This window comes from Algoriphagus marinus (genome assembly GCF_001936475.1).
In the GTDB taxonomy this organism is placed as follows: Bacteria; Bacteroidota; Bacteroidia; order Cytophagales; family Cyclobacteriaceae; genus Algoriphagus; species Algoriphagus marinus.
This window is the reverse complement of sequence record NZ_MSPQ01000018.1, coordinates 12,478-34,344: the sequence shown is the minus strand read 5'-3', so window position 1 is coordinate 34,344 and position 21,867 is coordinate 12,478. Positions and strand designations below refer to the sequence as shown.

Genomic DNA, 21,867 nt, shown 5'->3' with positions numbered 1-21,867 from the left:
ATAGATTATGAAGCATCATAAGTACACGGAGTAGAATTGAGAGTGAAAAGCAGTTTAGGTAAAAGACCTATTCGCTAGTGAGTCAGGAAGAGTTAAGTATTTTTTGCCAATAGACCCAAAATAGTCATGAAGAGCGCAGCCCAATTAACCGCAGAAAACAGAAGACTCCAACAGTCAGTGAAAGAGCAGGCGCTGGAGTTGGATTCTAAAAACAGAGAACTGGAGATTGAGGCGGCGCTGGAAAGGGTAAGAGCAAGGGCCATGGCAATGAAGAAAAGTGAGGAGCTAATTGATACTGCTTCACTATTATATAGAGAACTTTCTTCTTTGGGAATTGAGCCTTACAGCACTGGTTTCGTACTTGTGGACGAGTTAAATGAAAAGCAGGAAGTTTGGTTTTCTGCACCTGGAGGAAAAAATTACATGAATAAATTTTTTCTCCCATTGACCGGTGATCCAGTTCTGAATGAACGCTATCACAACTGGAAAAACAAAGAACCTATTTATCATGAAAAGGTAGGAGGAAAGAAATTGATTAAGCATCTTCAATTTGTGTCCCAATTTTTTGGTACAAGAGAAGCTGAAGAACAGGCTCAAGTATTTCCTCAAATTGTCTTTTTTTACTGTGGTTATTTCCCTCAGGGTTATCTACACATTTTGACAGAAACCCTCCTTGATGCTGAGCAGGAATCGATTATGAAACGATTCACAAAAGCATTTTCGATGACCTACACCCGCTTTTTAGATCTTCAAAAAGCAGAGGCTCAAGCCCGAGAAGCGCAGATTGAGGCAGCATTGGAGCGAGTGCGGTCGCGTTCATTGGCGATGCATGAATCAAAAGAAATTAATGAGGTGCTTGCCAAAACTTTTGAAGAATTTACTTCCCTGGGAGTGCGACTGGCCCGCGCTATAATCTGGATATACCAAACTGAAAACAGATCTGTTACCTTGTGGTTTGCAAATCCGGAATCAGAAAGTGGCCCAGAAAGTTTTCACATACATGACAATGACAATAAGGTTTATAATGACTATTGGAAGTTGTGGAATGAAAGGCAATCGAAATATTATTACGAATTAGTAGGAGATGCTAAAAAGAGCTGGGATGATCATCTTTTTAGTAACACCGGTCTTGCTAATCTGCCGAAAGAAGTCCAGTTGGCAATGCGTGAGCCTGATCCAATCCATCTCTATAACTCATTTCAGGACTTTGGTGTGCTTTTCGTTGCTTCAACTGAACTCCTTAATGATGCAGATTTTCTCATTGTTGAACGTTTTGCAAAAGTATTCCAGCAGGCATGGACACGTTTTACTGATATTCAAAAAGCAGAAGCACAAGCACGAGAAGCGCAGATCGAAGCGGCTTTGGAACGTATCAGATCGCGATCCATGGGCATGCAGTCAAGTGAGGAATTACGAGAAGTAGTTCAAGAAATGTATAACCAAGTAGAAAAACTTGGAATAGCTACTTGGGGTTGCTTTCTATTTATTTTCAATAAAGAAAAGGATAACATCCAAGGTTGGTTTTCAGAAATCGTCAACTCAAAATACTCCAAGCCTTTTTACTTCGATAATAAAGATCATGAAGTGGTCCGGAAGTGGTGGCAGTTTTGGGAGAGTGATGAAGAATTCATGAGCATTCATCAAAAGGATGAAGTGAAACATGAGTTTGCCCGATACTTATTTACAATAACAGGAATGAGAGATCTTCCTGAAGTGGTCAAAACCATGATTATGAATGAGCCTCAAGTCTATTTCGAATACGTAAATATGACACATGGCATCATTCAGTTTGTGGATATAAATCCTTTCCCAGCCAACAGCATCCCCGTATTGAAGCGGATCACCAGTGCTTTCGAACAGGCTTATACCCGCTTCCTTGATATTCAAAAAGCAGAAGCGCAAGCACGAGAAGGAGAGATTGAACTGGCATTGGAGCGAGTCCGATCCAGAACCATGGCGATGCACCAAAGTGAGGAACTGTCTGAGGTTGCAGCACTATTGTTTGATCAGTTAAAAATTCTTGGGGCTCAACTTTGGACTGCTGGATTTGCGATTTGCAAAAAGGATGAAGTATTGGTCGAAAAATGGATGAGCAGTCCCATTCCAGGCCAGATGTTTAACCATCTTTTTGTTCCCTACAATGCAGATCATGGTGAGCAGCGAATGTATGATACCTGGAAAAATCAAGAAGCACTTCATTCGTATACGCAAGGAGGAAAGGAACTCAAGGATATCTATGATCATCTCATGGAGATCCCAAGCTTCAAAGCCAATTTCCAAAAAGTAATAGACTTTGGAAGACCACTTCCAATCTGGCAAAAAAACCATGTTGCTGCCTATAAATACGGTTACCTCTTAATCATCACTGAAGAGGAATTTGAAGAAGAATATATCTTCCCTCGATTCGCCAAAGTATTTGAACAGACCTACACCCGTTTTCTCGATTTGGAAAAAGCAGAAGCTCAGGCTCGGGAGGCTGAAATCCAATTGGCTCTGGAGCGGGTTCGGGCGAGAACAATGGCCATGCAGAAAAGTGATGAATTGTCGGAAGTAGCTTCAATCATGTTTCAAAAGATCCAGGAATTAGGTAACAAGCAGTGGACCAGCGGTTTTGAAATTTGGGAGCCTGATCAAATCTCGTCTACCGCTTGGGTAGCATTGCCGGATGGAAGTCTAGCGGATCCGATGACAATCCCTTTTAATGAAGATCCTTTTTTTAAAACAATTCTTGAGGCTAGACAAAATGGCGAAACCTTTTTGGTATTTGAGTCAAGTGGGAAGTCATTAGAGGATACCTATAAATACATGTCTTCTTTTTCATCACCCAAAAAGTTTTTTGAGGAAAGCGAGAACTTAGGATTTGAAATTCCAACATTTCAAATTACTCACTGTGTATTCTTTTCATTCGGGTTTCTAATTTTTATTACCTATGAACCCGTACCGGAAATGTGGGGGATTTTTAAGCGCTTCGCGAAAGTTTTTGAACAAACCTACACTCGCTTCTTAGACCTCCAAAGAGCGGAAGCACAAGCTCGAGAAGCAGAGATTGAGGCTGCTTTGGAGCGTGTGCGAGCAAAGACCATGGGGATGCACAGTTCGAATGAATTATTAGAAATAGTTGATTTACTCTATACGGAACTGTCACACTTAGATGTAGCACTTGCTAGGGTTGTCTTATTAACTATCCAAAAAGATTCGCTTGGAATGAAATGGTGGATAGCTAGTCCTGAAAAGGAAATAAAGACTCATGGATTTTTAGTTCCCGCTAACGATCTCCCAATGACTTTATCGATGGTTGAAGCTTGGAAAAATAAGCGGGTCGCTTGGAGTTATCACTTGAAAGGAAAAGATAAAAAAGCATATGATAAATTTCTATTTACAAAATCAGAGCTAGCTCAATTGCCTGAAGAGGTTCAGATGGGTATGTCCTCTGCGAAGCAAATGCATGTTTCAGGATATTGCAATAATTTCGGCATTTTAACTACCTCTACGCTCGAACCCCTTTCTGATTCCAATTCAAATCTTTTAGCGCGTTTTGGAATGGTCTTCGAACAAACCTATACCCGCTTCCTTGATTTACAGAAAGCAGAAGCTCAGGCAAGGGAAGCTGAAATCCAATTGGCTTTGGAAAGAGTGCGTGCTCGAACTATGGCCATGCAAAAAAGTGAGGAATTGTCAGAAGCAGGCAACGTACTCTTTCAACAATTACACGCTATTGGTATAGTAGCCGAAGGAAGTTGGATAACACTGATTGATCCAGAAGAGGATTCAATGACTATGTGGGTTACCCACCACAATCTTTCTAAAACACCTAAAAAAGTATTCGGTGACGATCATCCTAATTTCAGAGCTGAAATTGATGCTTGGAAAAGCAAACAGGAATCTATTAAAATTCAAATGCCTTACGATGATTTTGTAAAGTCAAGTAAAGAGATTTTTGGAATTGAAGTTGTAGGCGCTCCTGAAAAACCAATAGTATACATTCAGCACATTCTTCATGGTTTTGGCTTTTTGGGAGCATCCACCTATGAAGAAATCAGTGAAAAAGATCTAGCTATTTATAGGCGTTTTACAAAAGTTTTCGAACAGACCTACACCCGTTTCCTAGACCTTAAAAAGGCAGAAGCACAAAGCAGAGAATCGCAGATTCAATTAGCATTGGAAAGGGTGCGTGCAAGAACGATGGCGATGCACAAAAGCGACGAGCTCATTGAGCTGAATGCTGTTATCCTTCAGCAGGTACGGGATCTTGGGGTTGAGATTTTTGCGGCTGGAATTCATATCACTGACCCGAATAAGCCAATTTCAGAAACTTGGATTGGAGACCCCGTCGATGGGCAAATGCCAAGAACTGTAATAGACCACAGCGAGGATCAACTTTTGGTCAAGATGTACCAAGGCTGGAAATCAGGAGAAAAATTCATAATCGAATTGATAGAGGGAGATAAGCTGAAAAATCATTTTCAAAACATGGCAAAGATGATTCCTGAGCAAAAAATGTTTGAAGTGCTACTCCCACCAGATAAGCTTTACTTTCATATGGCATATTTCTATTATGGTTTTTTTGCTTTTGCCACTGAGAAGCCATCTCCGGAAAACCATGATATTTTCACACGATTCGCCAAAGTCTTCGAACAAACCTATACTCGTTTTCTCGACCTCCAAAAAGCGGAAGCACAAGCTCGAGAAGCTCAGATAGAGGCTGCGCTAGAGCGAGTCAGATCTTCGGCCATGGCTATGCAAAAAAGTAGCCATTTGAAAGAAGTCGTGAGAGTTATGATTGAGAACCTCAACGCTCTTGATGTAGAAACTAGACTATGTGAAATATTACTTTTTGGGAATAATTTTGATTCTTGGAAGTCATGGATCTACGTGGGTTCAGGTAAAGATTTACTGGATTTTGAATTCTCCGGTCCTTATTTTAATCATCCCTTTAATGAGCATCACAAGAATGCATTTCAAAAAGGGATGAAATACACCAGCTATGTTTTAGAAGGGGAAGACAAAACAAGCTTCGATAAGCTTTTCGATAAACATATGACCGGTTCCAATTTAAACCAATTGAAGGAACTTGTTTTTCCTATAAAACGGACTGTATTCTCTTTAGCATTCTTAAGCCAAGGTGCTGTGTTGGTAGGCAGTGACCAACCGCTTTCCAAAGAAGGATCCTCTATCCTCGAGCGGTTTGCCAAGGTGGTTGACTTCACTTACACTCGAGTGGAAGATTTGCAGAAAGCAGAAAAGAGGACTTTGGAGGCCATCAAGCAATCTTCTCTTGACCGGGTACGTGCTGAAATCGCCTCCATGCGAAATACCGAGGATCTTCAGCGTATTACGCCTCTGATTTGGAGAGAGCTACTTACGCTCGGCGTACCCTTCTTTAGATGTGGCTTGATGATCGTGGATGAAAAAGAGGAAAAGGTCCGCTTCTATTTATCGACACCTGATGGAAAACCTTTAGCCGCTCTTAATCTCGATTTTGAGAGTAATGACATCAGTACAAATGGAGTGAAATATTGGCGAAAACAAGAGCCCTATGTTGCACATTGGAATCAAGAAGAATTCCTTGCTTTTTCCAAGACGCTATTGGCAGAGCATCAAATCCAGAATGTAAAAACGTACCAAGGAGGCGAAGCTCCACCTGAGTCCTTGACATTGCAGTTTATTCCTTTTCCTCAGGGCATGTTGTATGTAGGAAGTAAGGAGGATTTATCTCCGGCTCAAATTGAACTAGTTCAGAATTTGGCAGATGCCTTCTCTGTGGCCTATGCCCGATACGAGGATTTCAAGCAACTAGAAGACGCTAAATCTCAAATTGAGCAAACACTTAGCGAATTGAAATCCACCCAAGCCCAACTGATCCAATCTGAAAAAATGGCCTCGCTTGGTGAGCTCACTGCTGGTATTGCCCATGAGATTCAGAATCCGCTGAACTTCGTCAATAATTTTTCCGAGGTAAGCACAGAGCTAGTGGATGAAATGAAGGAGGAATTGGCAGCAGGCAGTGTGCAGTTTGCAGTGGAGATCGCCGATGATCTCAAACAGAACTTAGAGAAAATCACCCTCCACGGCAAACGGGCGGATGCCATCGTCAAAGGAATGTTGGAACATAGCAAAAGAGGTTCCGGTCAAAAGGAGCTTACCAACCTCAATGCATTAGCTGATGAATTCTTGCGATTGAGTTACCAAGCCTTTTTAGCCAAGCAACCCGATTTCAAATGCGAGTTGAAAACAAACCTCGATCCCAATCTTCCCAAGGTTTCGGTGATTCCACAGGATATAGGAAAAGTACTGCTCAACCTGATCAATAATGCTTTTTACGCTGTGCATGAAAAAGCGAAATCAGAAAATGTAGCCTTAGATTATACCCCAATGATCAATGTGAGCACTTGCCAAATCCCCCCTGAGGGGGGCAAGGGGGGGTACATCGAAGTCTCCGTCCAAGACAACGGCCCAGGTATCCCCAACTCCATAAAAGAAAAGATCTTCCAGCCCTTCTTCACCACCAAACCGACTGGGGCTGGAACGGGATTGGGATTGTCCTTGAGCTATGATATTGTGAAAGCGCACGGGGGAACACTTCAGGTCAATTCTTCTGAAAATGGATCCATTTTCACAATTAAACTTCAAAATACATGATTGCATTTTTGATCGGATTACTCACATTTTTTCAGCCACAAGTAAATCTTCCCAGGCAAGACTCGAGCTTGGTGGTCCTTCACGATTCTTTATCTGTTCAAGGTGGAGAAGTTTTGTCTTTGACGGAGCTAGGTGGATGGGAATTCACCACTGATAATATTGAAGATCCCGCCAATTCTGCCCAATGGGTAAAACTACAGGAGCCTATATCAGAGGATAACGCTTTGCTGGACTCCCTCTGGAATGGCTTTGGGTATTTTCGCTTAAGATTCAAGGTTGATTCTACTTTTGATGTCGAAAAGTCTTTTCTGCGATTTTCCTCATTTAGAAATATTTCCGCCGAAGTTTTTTTCAATAATGAATCCGTTCTAAAAATTGGTGACCCATCGATTAATAAGGACAAGGAAGAAATTGTAGCACGCTATTACGACTTAGAACAGCCTGTGAATTTGGAAAGGGGTACAGAGTATGTTTTGATAGTGAAAAAGTCATATCACCGCTATTCACTTTTTAGTGCCTTAATTTTTCTCTCCTCCATTAAGCCATATTCATTTTCGCTCAGTCTGGTAAGCCTGGATTCTATCCAAAATAGGATGGAACAGCAGAAAGTTGCTATTGTGATAGCCGGTCTTTCAGTTACAGTGATTTTTATTTTGTCTGTCCTTTATCTCATCCTGTATTTCAAAGTCAAAGATCAGAAGGAAAATTTATGGCTGGTTCTGCTAATGGTGTCGATTGGTGGAATCGCTTTAAACTGGTTTCTATCTCAATTTACCGTTCATTCATTTTGGTTCAGTCTTGTTCTAGATTTTTTTATACTAAATTTACTATCGGCACTTTCTTTTCTCCTTGTACCTTTAGTAACTCATAAATTACTTAAGGTTCAAGCTCATATTTTTTGGAAAGTGTATGTCATCGTAGGAATCGTAATATATTTTTTGAGAATAGACTTTTTGGGAGAGATAACCTTTCCCTTAATATTATTCATTTCACTTACAGGAGGATTAATTGCTATTTACAAGGCCTCTAAGCAAGGAGTCAGGGACACGTTCATCCCTGCTTTATCTATCTTAGGAGTACCTTTAGTTGTTATAGTAGCTCTAGCTATGGATTATTTTGGTTTTAAAGGGGTTTATTTTATCCCTGTCTTGACGTTATTAACTTACAACACATTGCCAGTTGGACTCTCCATATACCAAGGTAAAAAATTTCTAAGACTGAATACAGAGATGGAGGATTTGGTGACAGAACGAACAACTCAGCTGGAAATAGCCTACAAACAACTGGAAGAATCTCTTAGAGATTTAAAAGCCACCCAATCCCAACTCATCCAACAAGAGAAGCTCGCTTCACTCGGAGAGCTCACGGCTGGTATTGCACATGAGATCCAGAATCCGCTGAATTTTGTCAATAACTTCTCTGAAGTGAGTGGCGAACTGGTCGATGAAATGAATGAAGAATTGGAGAAAGGCGATATCGAAGAAGCGAAATTCATCGGGAAAGACCTCAAAGACAATCTTTCTAAAATCACCCTCCACGGCAAGCGAGCAGATGCCATTGTGAAAGGAATGCTCGAGCATAGCAAGAAAGGTTCCGGTCAAAAGGAACTCACGAATCTCAATGCACTGGCAGATGAATTCTTGCGATTGAGTTATCAAGCCTTTTTAGCAAAAGAACCTGATTTCAAATGCCAATTAAAAACAGATCTGGCTACTGATCTTCCACAGGTTTCTGTTATTCCACAGGATATCGGTAAAGTACTGCTCAACCTGATCAATAATGCTTTTTACGCCTGTGCTGAGCGTCTCGCCCAGAGCGAAGTCGAGGGGAGTCGAAGTACAGTAAATGAAAAAGCAAAATCTACCTCAGAGGACTATCACCCCGAGGTGATTGTCAGTTCTAAGAAAACTGAAAAAGGAATTGAGCTCTCCGTCCAAGACAACGGCTCTGGCATCCCCGATTCGATCAAAGAAAAGATCTTCCAGCCCTTCTTTACTACCAAACCAACAGGCTCGGGAACTGGCTTGGGTTTATCATTGAGCTATGATATTGTGAAAGCGCACGGGGGTGAGATAAGGGTAGAAAGCGAAGAAGGTGAGGGATCAAAATTTATTTTCTCTTTACCTAACCAGACAACGGTATGAAGAAACTAACGACGATATTGATTCTCCTCCTTTTCATTGGTGCTAAACAGAGCAATGCACAAAGGCTTGAAGCAATCATTGCCAATCATAATACTGAAACTGATAGCCTAATGCATGCCCTCACTCATGCAAAAACAGACACTGGTAAAATCGCTATTATGGTCAGTCTGTGTAATCAATATATGTTCAATAAGCCTGATTCCGCTCTTTTCTATGGCTATGGCGCTATTAATATTTCCAGAGAAATCGGATTCCCAAAAGGAGAAGTTGAAGCCATGCAAGCAAGTGCGATAGCATTAAATACCATCGGAAATTTTTCCAAAGCCTTTCAAATCACTCTGCAGGGTGTCAACCTCGCAAATACAATTGGTCAGAAAGAAATGAAAGGGATGCTTCTGCTTGGCCTAGGTCATACATATACCAACATTGGAGATTATAAAAACGCATCCAAGTATTTTCGAGAAGCCTTCCTTGTTTTGGATTCGCTGCAAAAATCGGAGGCTAAACCTTTACCTATGGCTACACTCGCGATGTCCTATTTAGGCAACGCTTATTTGGAGTTGAACAACCTCGATTCAGCATCATTCTATACTCAAAAGGCATATGAAGAGTCCATTAAACTTGAAACTAATTGGTTGTCCAATATTGCCTTGATTAACCACGCAAGAGTGGTAGAACGAAAGGGGCATCTTGATCTGGCCAAATCTTACCTCCATCAGGCTACGGAAAAGGCTATTAGTACATTTTGGTTGTTCCATGCCAATTTCGATATTGCCAAACTCCATTTTCGGCTAGGAGAGAGTGATTCGGCAATTTTCTATGGAACAAAATCTTTAGATATAGCTAATGCGAGCGGAATCTATACCAACATTATCGATGCAAACGAATTTCTTTCCCAAATCTATCGGGAAATAGATTTTGAAAAAGCACTAGCATATAGTACCCACGCAATTGCTTATAATGATAGCCTAACCCACCTAGCCAATATTACTGGTTTCGAAACAATCGCAGGGTTTGATGAACAACAAAGGGAATTTGAAATTGCTACCGCAGAAACAGCTTTCAAAAATCGTTTTAGGCAAATTTTGTTGCTGAGTGGCCTCGGGGTAATTGTGATAATTGCTTTGATCATTTTTCGTGGTTATAGAAAAGAAAAGCAAGCGAAATATTCACTGCTTCAAAAAAACCACCAAGTTGAATCAGCCTTAAGACAACTCAAATCCACCCAAGCCCAACTGATCCAAGCTGAGAAAATGGCCTCGCTTGGTGAGCTAACCGCAGGGATCGCGCATGAAATTCAGAATCCACTGAACTTCGTCAATAACTTCTCGGAGGTAAATAGAGAATTGGTCGAAGAAGCGACAGAAGAATTAGAGAAAGGTGATATCGAAGAGGCAAAATCCATTTTAAGGGATTTGGGAGAGAATTCAGAAAAAATCAATCAACACGGAAAGCGTGCTGATGCAATTGTCAAAGGAATGCTGGAGCATAGCCGGGCGAATAAAGGCGAAAAAGCTCCAACAGATCTGAATGCTTTAGCGGATGAGTTTGTCCGACTTTCCTACCATGGACTTCGGGCAAAAGACAAAAGCTTCAATGCTGACTTTAAGCTTGAACTTGATCCGGACTTGCCAAAGGTAAATGTAGTGGCTTCCGATATTGGTCGGGTTATTCTGAACTTGGTAAACAATGCCTTTTATGCCTGTGCTGAGCGAAGTCGAAGCACGGTCTATGAAAAATCGAAATCTTCCCCGCAGGACTATAAACCAGAGGTAATTATCAAGTCGAAGAAAACTGAAAAAGGAATCGAGCTATCCGTCCAAGACAATGGTAACGGCATCCCAGACTCCATCAAAGAAAAGATCTTCCAGCCCTTTTTTACTACCAAGCCTACGGGCTCGGGAACAGGTTTAGGCTTGTCTTTGAGCTATGATATAGTGAAAGCACATGGAGGGGAGTTGAGGGTAGTAAGCGAAGAAGGTGAGGGAACAACCTTTATAATTTCCTTACCTTATAAATTCAATCACATATCATGATATCAAGAACGAAAACCATACTATTCCTTTCCTTCCTTGCGGCCATTTTTTCTGTATCCTGTAATGATGATGAAGTTCAAAAAGGTACTCTTGACCCGACCGCTTTCAGAGCGCCTGTAACCAACGCCTTCAAGCTTACAGACCCTAAACCCATCGAATGGCAAGTCATTGACCCGGATAGTATTGACATTCCTCAAACTTACCCGTTGGACATTGACAAAATACCTTCTAAGCCATTCATTATCAATCAATTCAAACCTCTAAATTCTCCGATGGAGGAATCCCCCCTGGATTGGGATCCCAATAATCGAATTAAGCTGGAGTTTGATACCATTCCGATAAAAAAGAAAATTTCCATCCTTCCTGAACCGGTTGTAACCAGAATGAACCAACCAAGTGCTCTGAGTGGAACCTCTTCGGTTATGTTGCAACTTTCGAGGGCTGAAGGGCTTCCTGGGAACGACATCCGAAAAATCATTGAGAACGAAGACGGCACTTATTGGATTGCCACCTTCGACGGAGGACTGTCTCTCTACAACGGGAATGAGTTATATACTTATGATTATTTGCGAATCTGGGATATCGAAATAGACCAGGATGGCAAACTCTGGATGGCCACGGGAAATGGGATCTACGTTCTTGACTTCAAGAAAAAAACCCAAACCCATTTCCTGTCAGCGAATACAATCCTTTCCCTTCTTTGTGATCATCAAAATCAGATGTGGATAACCTATTGGCAAAAGGGCACCTATGTCATGGATAGTGAAATGGAGCATTTACGTCGAATCACCAATCCCGGATTCCTAGGTATTCGCCCTAATTATCCATTAATGGAGGACAGGAATCATAATATCTGGCTATTGAGTCAAAGCGGGGATCAAACCGTAACCAGTATCATCGGTGAAGACAGACAGGATTATACAAACATCCCGATTAGTGGTGGGTATCATTTTCAGGATCGTGACAATAGGATGTGGCTGACTTCTGTAAGTGCCACCTTTGGCATTTCATTAGACGATAAAACTGTCCGCACCCTGAATGAGAAGGATGGATTTAATGAAGAATCGCAATTTTATGACGATGCGCAATTTTATGAGGAAGACAATCAGGGAAGATTATGGATGATAAATAGTGATAGCATCCATGTACTCAACAAAGAGTACACTAAAATGAAATCAATTGCGACCAACAGTCCTGTAAGGTTTGGAAATACGATAAAAGATAAAAGAGGCGTCATCTGGATTGGTACTGCTACGAATGGAATCCTTCTGGTGGATCCGGATGGACCTTTAGCCGAGGTCCTGGATGAGTCTGATGGACTGATGGATGGTCAAATCAGGAGTATGGAGGAAGACCATCGCGGGGATGTCTGGCTCGGAACACAAGACGGAATCAATATTTATAGTCCTTCCACAAAGACCCTCAAAGCGATCGATGATGCAACGCTACAAAACCCAAATTCAAGAAATATTTTTTTCATCAAAGAATTTGAAAAAGATAACGTATTCGTTGATGGAGATCAGCAGGGTTTTCTCATTATCAATCGCGAGGAAAAAGTACTCACCCGGTATCTTACAACGCAAGAAATTGCAGAACGGATTTTCGACGCCCTCAAAGATGAAGAGGGCAACTATTGGTTAGCCACAGAGAATGGACTCGCGGTATATAATCCGGTATCAAATGAATTAAAGACCATCCAAGAGGATACTCCCCAATTAGAATCTGACCGGGTAATCAGTATTCTCGATGATGGATCAGGTCGTTACTGGATGGGCACAAGCAATGGATTGATTATCATAGACCCGGATAAAAATACGATCCAATATTTACGGGAACAGGAAGGATTGGCCCATAACACCGTCCATGAGATCAGACAAAGGGAAGATGGCACATTGTGGGTGGCAACAGAGAAGGGCATTTCGATTATAGATCCTGTCAGTCAAACCATCACCAATCTGGGAGAAGCAGAAGGACTCGTACCGGACGCCGTGGACAACATACAGGAAAAAGACGGGACTTTATACATTGGGAGTGAAGATGGTCTCCTGCTGGTAAATCCTCCCTCTGATCCAAACACGCCCTGGAATTTTTCCAGGTATGCGGCAGCGCAAGGTTTCCTCTCAAATGACTATAACATGAGAGCGAGCTTACTTCTGCGTAACGGGCAACTTTGGTTTGGTACTGGGCCTATTTGGAAATTGACCATTCTGACACAAGATCCGGTGATTGACACCTTGTCCAGTCCGGTTTTCATCACCGGACTAACAATCATGGATGAGAAACGCTCTTTCGATAGTATGGCAGATTTAAGGCCCCTTGTTGAGACGGGAGATACCCTGTGGTCCAGCGATGGCAATCAACTCTTCACCAAAAATACGCTGCCGAAAGACTCCGGATATGTATTTGATAATAATATCCAATGGGACAGTCTGTCAAGTCCTTACAAATTGCCCATCGGGCTGCAACTGCCTTATGATCAAAATTATCTCCAGTTCAGTTTTGCCAATCTGAGTGTCTTGAACAGGGACAAAATCTCCTTCAGATATATGCTGGCAGGCGCAGACGATCGCTGGATCTATGCAGGCCAGGAGCCTCAAAGCAAAAATTACTTTAATCTCTCGCCCGGTGCATACACCTTTCGCGTCGCAACCAGAGGAATCAAAGGCCAATGGAGTGAACCTGCTGAATTCAGTTTTCGAATTTTTCCGCCCTGGTGGCAGACCTGGTGGGCTTACCTGGCTTATGCAATCCTAGCCTTCGGTGGTATCTGGGCAATCGTTCAATACCGGTCGAGGCGATTAAAGAAGGAAAACCGGTTGCTCGAAGAAAAAGTAACTCAAAGAACCGATGAACTTCGGGAGACCATCAGCAACCTTCAATCCACCCAAGCCCAACTCATCCAATCGGAAAAAATGGCAAGCTTAGGAGAGTTGACTGCCGGCATTGCACATGAGATTCAAAACCCCTTAAACTTCGTCAACAACTTTAGCGAAGTGAGTAATGAGCTCATCGATGAGATGAAAGACGAATTTAAAAAAGGAGATATTGAAGAAGGATTTGCCATTGCTGATGACATCAAACAAAACCTCGAAAAAATCACCCACCACGGCAAACGTGCCGATGCCATCGTCAAGGGAATGCTTGCCCATAGCCGGACCAGTTCAGGCGAAAAAATACCCACCGACATCAATGCACTTTGTGATGAATACCTGCGTCTTTCCTATCACGGATTGCGTGCCCGAGATAAATCTTTCAATGCTGATTTTAAAACAAACTTCGATCCGAATTTACCAAAAGTGAATGTGGTGCCACAGGATATCGGAAGGGTGCTTTTGAACCTGATTAACAATGCTTTTCAGGCTTGTGCTAGTCAACCCTCCGAGGGTTTGGAACCCTTGGAGGGTTTTAACCCATTAGTAACTGTCTCTACAAAATACATCGGCGACAAAATCGAGATTTCCGTCAAGGATAACGGTCCCGGCATCCCCGACTCCATCAAAGAAAAAATCTTCCAGCCCTTCTTTACTACCAAACCTACAGGACATGGGACAGGATTGGGATTGTCACTTTCTTATGATATCGTAAAGGCGCACGGAGGATCAATAAAAATAGAATCAAATGAAAATGAAGGCGCTACATTTACCATTCAATTACCCATATAAAATGACGATGAGAACGACAGCTACATCATTTTTAGGGAAAACACATTTCCTCCTCTTGCTTCTACTATTAGCCGCCTGCAACCGCAGCCCAAAAGTTGATGGAACCGCCCCCACATCGGTTTTTCCGCAACCTCAAATGGTAGAAGCCAGCCCCGAAGGTGGTTATGCCATAAACCCAGTAACAGGCGATAGCATCAAACCCATCATTTTGAGCAGTGGCGACACGCTCATCACCGGAGTACCCATACCCGCAAGGGGAAAACTCATTCACCCAGACAGTGTGGCCAGGCCTAAAGTGGGCAAGGCGGTTACTGGGCTTGTCGAGGTAAATGCCCACCCCAACCGACATAAAATACCCGAAAACCTGCCAACTTTTCTGGTTGACCACAGCCAAATTAAGACTGTGAAATTTGGCGAAGGCAACAAAGATTTTGTTTTAATTAATTCCAGCGGTGACACCATACCCACCGGCATACCGATACCTGCCCGGGGCAAAACAGTAAAAGCCATACAACCCGCACCCACCAAAGCCCTGCCCCCAGCTTTTAAAGATGCTGCCCTTACCAATTTACAATATTTAGATGTGGACCAAGGTATGGGGTCCTCTTATCTCAGCTCTATTTTAGAAGATAAAAGCGGAAACATTTGGTTCGGTACTTTAGACAGAGGTGTATCCAAATATGATGGTGAATCGTTCGTTCATTTTACCGAGGCAGCCGGCTTGAGTGATAATAGAGTCACGTCTATTTTAGAAGATAAAAGCGGAAACCTTTGGTTCGGCACTGAAGGCGGAGGCGTATCGAAATATGATGGTGAATCGTTCGTTCATTTTACCGAGGCAGCTGGCTTGAGTAATAATGATGTCAGGTCTATTTTAGAAGATAAAAGCGGAAACCTTTGGTTCGGCACTGAAGGCGGAGGCGTATCGAAATATGATGGTGAATCGTTTGTTCATTTTACCGAGGCAGCCGGCTTGAGTAATAATAGAGTCAGGTCTATTTTAGAAGATAAAAGCGGAAACCTTTGGTTTGGCACTCAAGGCGGAGGCGTATCGAAATATGATGGTGAATCGTTCGTTCATTTTACCGAGGCAGCCGGCTTGAGTGATAATAATGTCTGGTCTATTTTAGAAGATAAAAGCGGAAACCTTTGGTTCGGCACTTGGGGTGGAGGCGTATCGAAATATGATGGTGAATCGTTCGTTCATTTTACCAAGGCAACCGGCTTGACTAATAATATTGTCCTTTCTATTTTAGAAGATAAAAGCGGAAACCTTTGGTTCGGCACTTATGGCGGAGGTGTATCGAAATATGATGGTGAATCGTTCGTTCATTTTACCGAGGCAGCCGGCTTGAGTAATAATGAAGTCAGCTCTATTTTAGAAGATAAAAGCGGAAACCTTTGGTTTGGTACTTGGGGCGGAGGTGTATCGAAATATGATGGTGAATCGTTCGTTCATTTTACCGAGGCAGCCGGCTTGAGTGATAATAGCGTCTTGTCCATTTTAGAAGATAAAATCGGAAACCTTTGGTTCGGCACTTGGGGCGGAGGTGTATCGAAATATGATGGTGAATCATTCGTTCATTTTACCGAGGCAGCCGGCTTGAGTGGTAATATTGTCTGGTCTATTTTAGAAGATAAAAGCGGAAACCTTTGGTTCGGCACTGTTGGCGGAGGTGTATCGAGATATGATGGTGAATCATTCGTTCATTTTACCGAGGCAGCCGGCTTGAGTAGTAATATTGTCAGGTCTATTTTAGAAGATAAAAGCGGAAACCTTTGGTTCGGCACTGATGGCGGTGGTGTATCGAAATATGATGGTGAATCGTTCGTTCATTTTACCGAGGCAGCCGGCTTGAGTAATAATAGTGTCAGGTCTATTTTAGAAGATAAAAGCGGAAACCTTTGGTTCGGCACTGATGGCGGGGGCGTATCGAGATATGATGGTGAATCGTTCGTTCATTTTACCGAGGCAGCCGGCTTGAGTGATAATAGAGTCTGGTCTATTTTAGAAGATAAAAGCGGAAACCTTTGGTTCGGCACTTATGACGGAGGCGTATCGAAGTATGATGGTGAATCATTCGTTCATTTTACCGAGGCGGCCGGCTTGAGTAATAATAGAGTCAGGTCTATTTTAGAAGATAACAACAGGAATTTATACATAACTACAGTAAAAGGGCTTACGCAAATTAGCCCGCTCCCTGCTTCCCCCGAAGGAGGAGAAGTGTTTGCAATACAAGTTTTTGGCACACAAGATGGCCTTAAAGGATTAGATTTTTATCATAATTCTGCATTAATCGATAGTAAAAACCGTGCCTGGTGGGGAAGCGGTAAGGGTTTAACTATGTTGGATTTAAACAAGTTTAATCCATCTGCTCAAATACCACAACCATTATTAAAACAATTGGATATCAATGAGCAGTTTCTAGACTACCGCAATATTTCAGATAGCCTGGGTAATGAAATAGCATTTAAAAGCGTGCAAAAATTTGAGAACTACCCGCTCAATTTAGAGTTGCCCTACCATAAAAACCACCTCACCTTTCATTTCGCTGCTATAGACTGGGCTGCTCCGCATAAAATACGATACAGTCACCGTATGCTGGGACTCAATGACAATTGGAGCAATCCCACAAGAGAAGCCAAAGCAGACTACCGAAACCTGCCCTACGGCACTTACACCTTTCAAATCAAGGCCATTGGCGAAAGTGGCGTATGGAGTGAGCCATTTGAATATACGTTTACTATAAATCCACCATGGTGGCACACTTGGTGGGCATATTTGATATACGTTCTGTTGTTTTTATTGGCGCTGAGAATTTTTAGTAAGTGGAGGGAAAGGAAGTTGGAATTGGAAAAAGTGAAACTTGAACAAACCGTAGAAGAAAGGACCAAAGAACTAAAAGCCTCCCAAGCCCAACTTATCCAATCTGAAAAAATGGCCTCACTCGGAGAGCTCACAGCCGGCATTGCCCATGAGATACAGAATCCGCTGAATTTTGTGAATAACTTTTCGGAGCTTAATAAGGAGCTGGTTCAAGAAGCCAAAGAAGAATTGGCTAAGGGAGACCTTGAGGAAACCAAGGCAATTCTGAATGATCTTGAGGGTAACTCTGAAAAAATCAACCATCATGGCAAACGCGCCGATGCCATCGTCAAGGGAATGCTCGCACACAGCCGAAGCAGCTCCGGTGAGAAAATACCCACCGATATCAATGCACTGGCAGATGAATACCTAAGGCTTTCCTATCACGGATTGCGTGCCCGAGACAAATCTTTCAATGCTGACTTTAAAACGGATTTTGATCCCAATCTGCCCAAAGTAAATGTAGTGTCACAGGATATCGGCCGGGTGCTTTTGAACCTGATTAACAATGCTTTTCAGGCTGTTCACGAAAGGGGCAAAAAAGGAGAGTCGGGATATAAGCCAGAAGTTTCTGTAGAAACCAAGCTAACAACTAAGAATCTAACACTAATCACTATACGTGACAACGGCCTCGGCATCCCCGACTCCATCAAAGAAAAAATCTTCCAGCCTTTCTTTACTACCAAACCTACAGGACATGGGACAGGATTGGGATTGTCACTTTCTTATGATATCGTAAAGGCGCATGGTGGTGAGATAAGGGTAGAAAGCAAACAAGGTGAGGGAACAAGCTTTATTATTTCCTTACCATTTAAAATCAATCACATAACATGATATCGAAAACAAAAACCATACTATTAGTTTGTTGCCTTGCGGCCATTTTTACTGTATCCTGTAATGATAATGAAGTTCAAAAAGGCGCTCTTGACCCGACCGCTTTCAGGGCGCCTGTAACCAACGCCTTTAAGCTTACAGAACCTAAACCCATCGAATGGCAAGTCATTGACCCAGATAGTATTGACATTCCTCAAACATACCCGTTGGACATTGACAAAATACTCTCTCAGCCATTCATTATCAATGATTTCAAACCTCTAAATTCTCCGATGGAGGAATCCCCCTTGGATTGGGACCCCAATGATCGGATTAAGCTGGAGTTTGACACCATTCCGATTGAAAAGAAAATTGGTATCCTTCCAACGCCTGTCGTCACCAAAATGAACCAACCAAGTGTTCTGACTGGAGTCTCTTCGGGGATATTACAACTCTCCATGAGTGAGGGGCTGCCCTCTAACGAAATCAGAAAAATCATTCAGAACGAGGACGGTACGTTTTGGATTGCCACATTTGACGGTGGACTATCTCTCTACAACGGGAATGAGTTGTATACTTATGACTACACTAACATCTGGGATATTGTATTAGATCAGGATGGTAAATTATGGGTGGCCACGGGAAATAATGGGGTCTTCGTACTAGATTTCAAAAAAAGAACGCAAACCCATTTTCTGGCAACGAAGACAATACTTTCCCTTCTTTGTGATCATCAAAATCAAATCTGGATGAACCATTGGCAAAATGCCAACTATGTCATGGATAGTGAAATGGAGCATTTACGTCGAATCACCAATCCCGGCTTTGAAGGTGGGTTTCGGATAATGGAGGATCATAGGAACAATATTTGGCTCACTCATAATAGTGAAGATCAAATTGTATTAAGCGTGATCGGGGAAGACCGTGAAGACTACGTAGAAATCTTGGATGATCGTGTTTCATATTTTTTTCAAGACTCAAATCACAGTATGTGGCTGGCCGCCGAAAAGGGTCCTATGGCCATTTCATTAGAAGAAAAAACAGCTGCTACCATTGACATTAAAAAGGGGGAGCTTGGGTGGCAAGTTTTATTTGAGGAAGATCGTCACGGAAGGTTATGGGTCATAAAAAATGATACTATAGAGGTGCTTAGTAAAGATCGCAGGCAGATGAAAACGATTGTCACCAATAGTTCTGTAAGATGGGGAAATGCGATAAAAGATAACAGGGGCGTAATCTGGATTGGTACTACGGAAGGAATCCTTCTGTTGGATCCGGATGGACCTTTGCCCGAGTTCCTGGACGAGTCTGATGGGCTGATCGATAGTGAAGTCAGGAGTCTGGAGGAAGACCATCGAGGGGATATCTGGCTCGGTACCCCTTTCGGAATCAATATTTATAGCCCTTCCACTAACACCCTTAAAGCGATCGATGATGCAACGCTACAAAACCCAAATTCAAGAAATATTTTTTTCATCAAAGAAATTGAAAAAGACAATCTATTCGTTGATGGAGATCTGCAGGGTTTTCTCATTATCAATCGCGAGGAAAAAGTACTCACCCAGTATCTAACAACGCAGCACATTGCGCAACGGGTTTTCGGCGCCCTCAAAGACGAAGAGGGCAGCTATTGGTTAGCCACCGATAATGGACTCGCGGTATATAATCCGGTATCAAATGGATTAAAGATCATCCCAAAGGAGTCTCCCCAATTAGGTTCTGATCGGGTAAGCTGTATTCTGGATGATGGATCAGGTCGTTACTGGCTGGGCACGAGCAATGGATTGGTTATCATAGATCCGGATAAAAATACGATCCAATATTTACGGGAACAGGAAGGATTGGCCAATAACAACATCTGGAAGATCATGCAGCGAGAGGATGGCACATTGTGGGTGGCAACAGAGAAGGGCATTTCGATTATAGATCCTGTCAGTCAAACCATCACCAATCTGGGAGAAGCAGAAGGACTCGTACCGGACGCCGTGTACAACTTACAGGAAAAAGATAGTACCCTATACTTAGGGACTGTAGATGGTCTCCTGATGGTAAATCCTCCCGCTGATCTAAACACGCTCTGGAATTTCTTCAAATACAGCGCTGCTCAAGGTTTCCTCTCAAATGACTATAACCGAAGAGCAAGCTTACTTCTGCCTAACGGGCAACTTTGGTTTGGTACTGGGCCTAATTATAAATTGACCATTCTGACACAAGATCCGGTGATTGACACCTTGTCCAGTCCGGTTTTCATCACCGGACTAACAATCATGGATGACGAACGCTCTTTTGATCGTATGGCAGATTTAAGGCCCCTTGTTGAGACGGGTGATACCCTGTGGTCCAGCGATGGCAATCAACTCTTCACCAAAAATACGCTGCCGAAAGACTCTGGATATGTATTTGATAATAATATCCAATGGGACAGTCTGTCAAGTCCTTACAAATTGCCCATCGGGCTGCAACTGCCTTATGATCAAAATTATCTCCAGTTCAGTTTTGCCAATCTGAGTGTCTTGAACAGAGACAAAATTTCATTCAGATATATGCTGGCAGGCGCTGACGATCGCTGGATCTATGCAGGTCAGGAGCCTCAAAGCAAAAATTACTTTAATCTCCCACCCGGCGCCTATACCTTTCGCGTCGCAACCAGAGGAATCAAAGGCCAATGGGGTGAGCCTGCTGAATTCAGTTTTCGAATTTTTCCACCCTGGTGGCAAACCTGGTGGGCGTACCTGGCTTATGCAATCCTAGCCTTCGGCGGCATCTGGGCAATTATTCAATACCGGTCGAGGCGATTAAAGAAGGAAAACCGTTTGCTCGAAGAAAAAGTAACTCAAAGAACCGATGAACTTCGGGAGACCATTAGCAACCTTCAGTCCACCCAAGCCCAACTCATCCAATCGGAAAAAATGGCAAGCTTAGGAGAGTTGACTGCCGGCATTGCCCATGAGATCCAGAACCCCCTGAATTTTGTGAATAACTTTTCTGATGTCAGTGGCGAGCTAGTGGATGAAATGAATGAGGAACTAGAGAAGGGGGACATTGAAGAGGCAAAAGCAATTGGCAAAGACTTAAAAGAAAACCTCTCGAAAATAAATCACCATGGCAAACGTGCTGATACCATTGTGAAAGGAATGCTAGAGCATAGCCGATCCAACAAAGGAGAGAAAACACCCACTGACTTAAATGCACTTGCCGACGAATATTTGCGGTTGAGTTACCACGGACTTCGGGCAAAAGACAAGAGCTTTAATGCTGACTTTAAACTTGAGCTTGATCCCGATTTACCTAAAGTAAATGTGGTTTCTTCAGAGATCGGAAGGGTGATTTTAAACTTGGTGAATAATGCTTTTTACGCTGTCCACGAAAAAGCTAAATCCACTCCCCAAACTCCTCAAGGGGGAGATGGCTACAAACCCGAGGTGGTTGTCAAAACGAAGGCTACAAAGTCCCCTTCAGGGGATTTAGGGGTAGAAATCTCTGTCCAGGACAACGGCTCCGGCATCCCAGACTCCATCAAAGAGAAAATCTTCCAACCCTTCTTTACTACCAAGCCCACGGGTTCTGGAACGGGATTAGGATTATCTCTATCTTATGATATCGTAAAAGCACACGGGGGTGAATTAAGGGTGGAATCTAAAGAAGGTCAAGTACTACCAACAAAGACGGGGACGAAATTCACTATTCAATTACCCTTATCCTAAGAG

General features: G+C 42.7%; 6 protein-coding genes. All 6 read left to right on the top strand.

Features of this window, described 5'->3' with window-relative positions; all coding sequences use genetic code 11:
* Positions 1-126 precede the first annotated feature (126 nt).
* Genes BVC88_RS21625 through BVC88_RS21710 form a run of 6 tightly spaced genes read left to right on the top strand, consistent with a single transcriptional unit; the run spans position 127 to position 21,864 of the window.
* Positions 127-6,639, top strand: coding sequence for a sensor histidine kinase (locus BVC88_RS21625; protein ID WP_075352510.1), 6,513 nt, complete (start codon positions 127-129; stop codon positions 6,637-6,639).
* Positions 6,636-8,783: an ATP-binding protein gene (locus BVC88_RS19980; protein ID WP_075352509.1), complete on the top strand. Its 2,148-nt coding sequence runs from the start codon at positions 6,636-6,638 to the stop codon at positions 8,781-8,783. The genes BVC88_RS21625 and BVC88_RS19980 overlap by 4 nt, the downstream gene beginning before the upstream one ends.
* Complete coding sequence (locus BVC88_RS19975) at positions 8,780-10,819, top strand: tetratricopeptide repeat-containing sensor histidine kinase (protein WP_075352508.1); 2,040 nt, start codon at positions 8,780-8,782, stop codon at positions 10,817-10,819. Before BVC88_RS19980 ends, BVC88_RS19975 begins: the two co-directional genes overlap by 4 nt.
* The gene (locus BVC88_RS21715) at positions 10,816-14,481 is read left to right on the top strand and encodes a sensor histidine kinase (RefSeq protein ID WP_075352507.1); all 3,666 of its coding nucleotides are present in this window, start codon (positions 10,816-10,818) and stop codon (positions 14,479-14,481) included. Before BVC88_RS19975 ends, BVC88_RS21715 begins: the two co-directional genes overlap by 4 nt.
* Positions 14,438-18,181 carry a two-component regulator propeller domain-containing protein gene (locus tag BVC88_RS19965; protein ID WP_083639214.1) on the top strand — a complete coding sequence of 1,248 codons (3,744 nt, stop codon included), beginning with the start codon at positions 14,438-14,440 and terminating at the stop codon, positions 18,179-18,181. Before BVC88_RS21715 ends, BVC88_RS19965 begins: the two co-directional genes overlap by 44 nt.
* Positions 18,178-21,864: a sensor histidine kinase gene (locus BVC88_RS21710; RefSeq protein WP_075352505.1), complete on the top strand. Its 3,687-nt coding sequence runs from the start codon at positions 18,178-18,180 to the stop codon at positions 21,862-21,864. The genes BVC88_RS19965 and BVC88_RS21710 overlap by 4 nt, the downstream gene beginning before the upstream one ends.
* Positions 21,865-21,867: the final 3 nt, after the last annotated feature.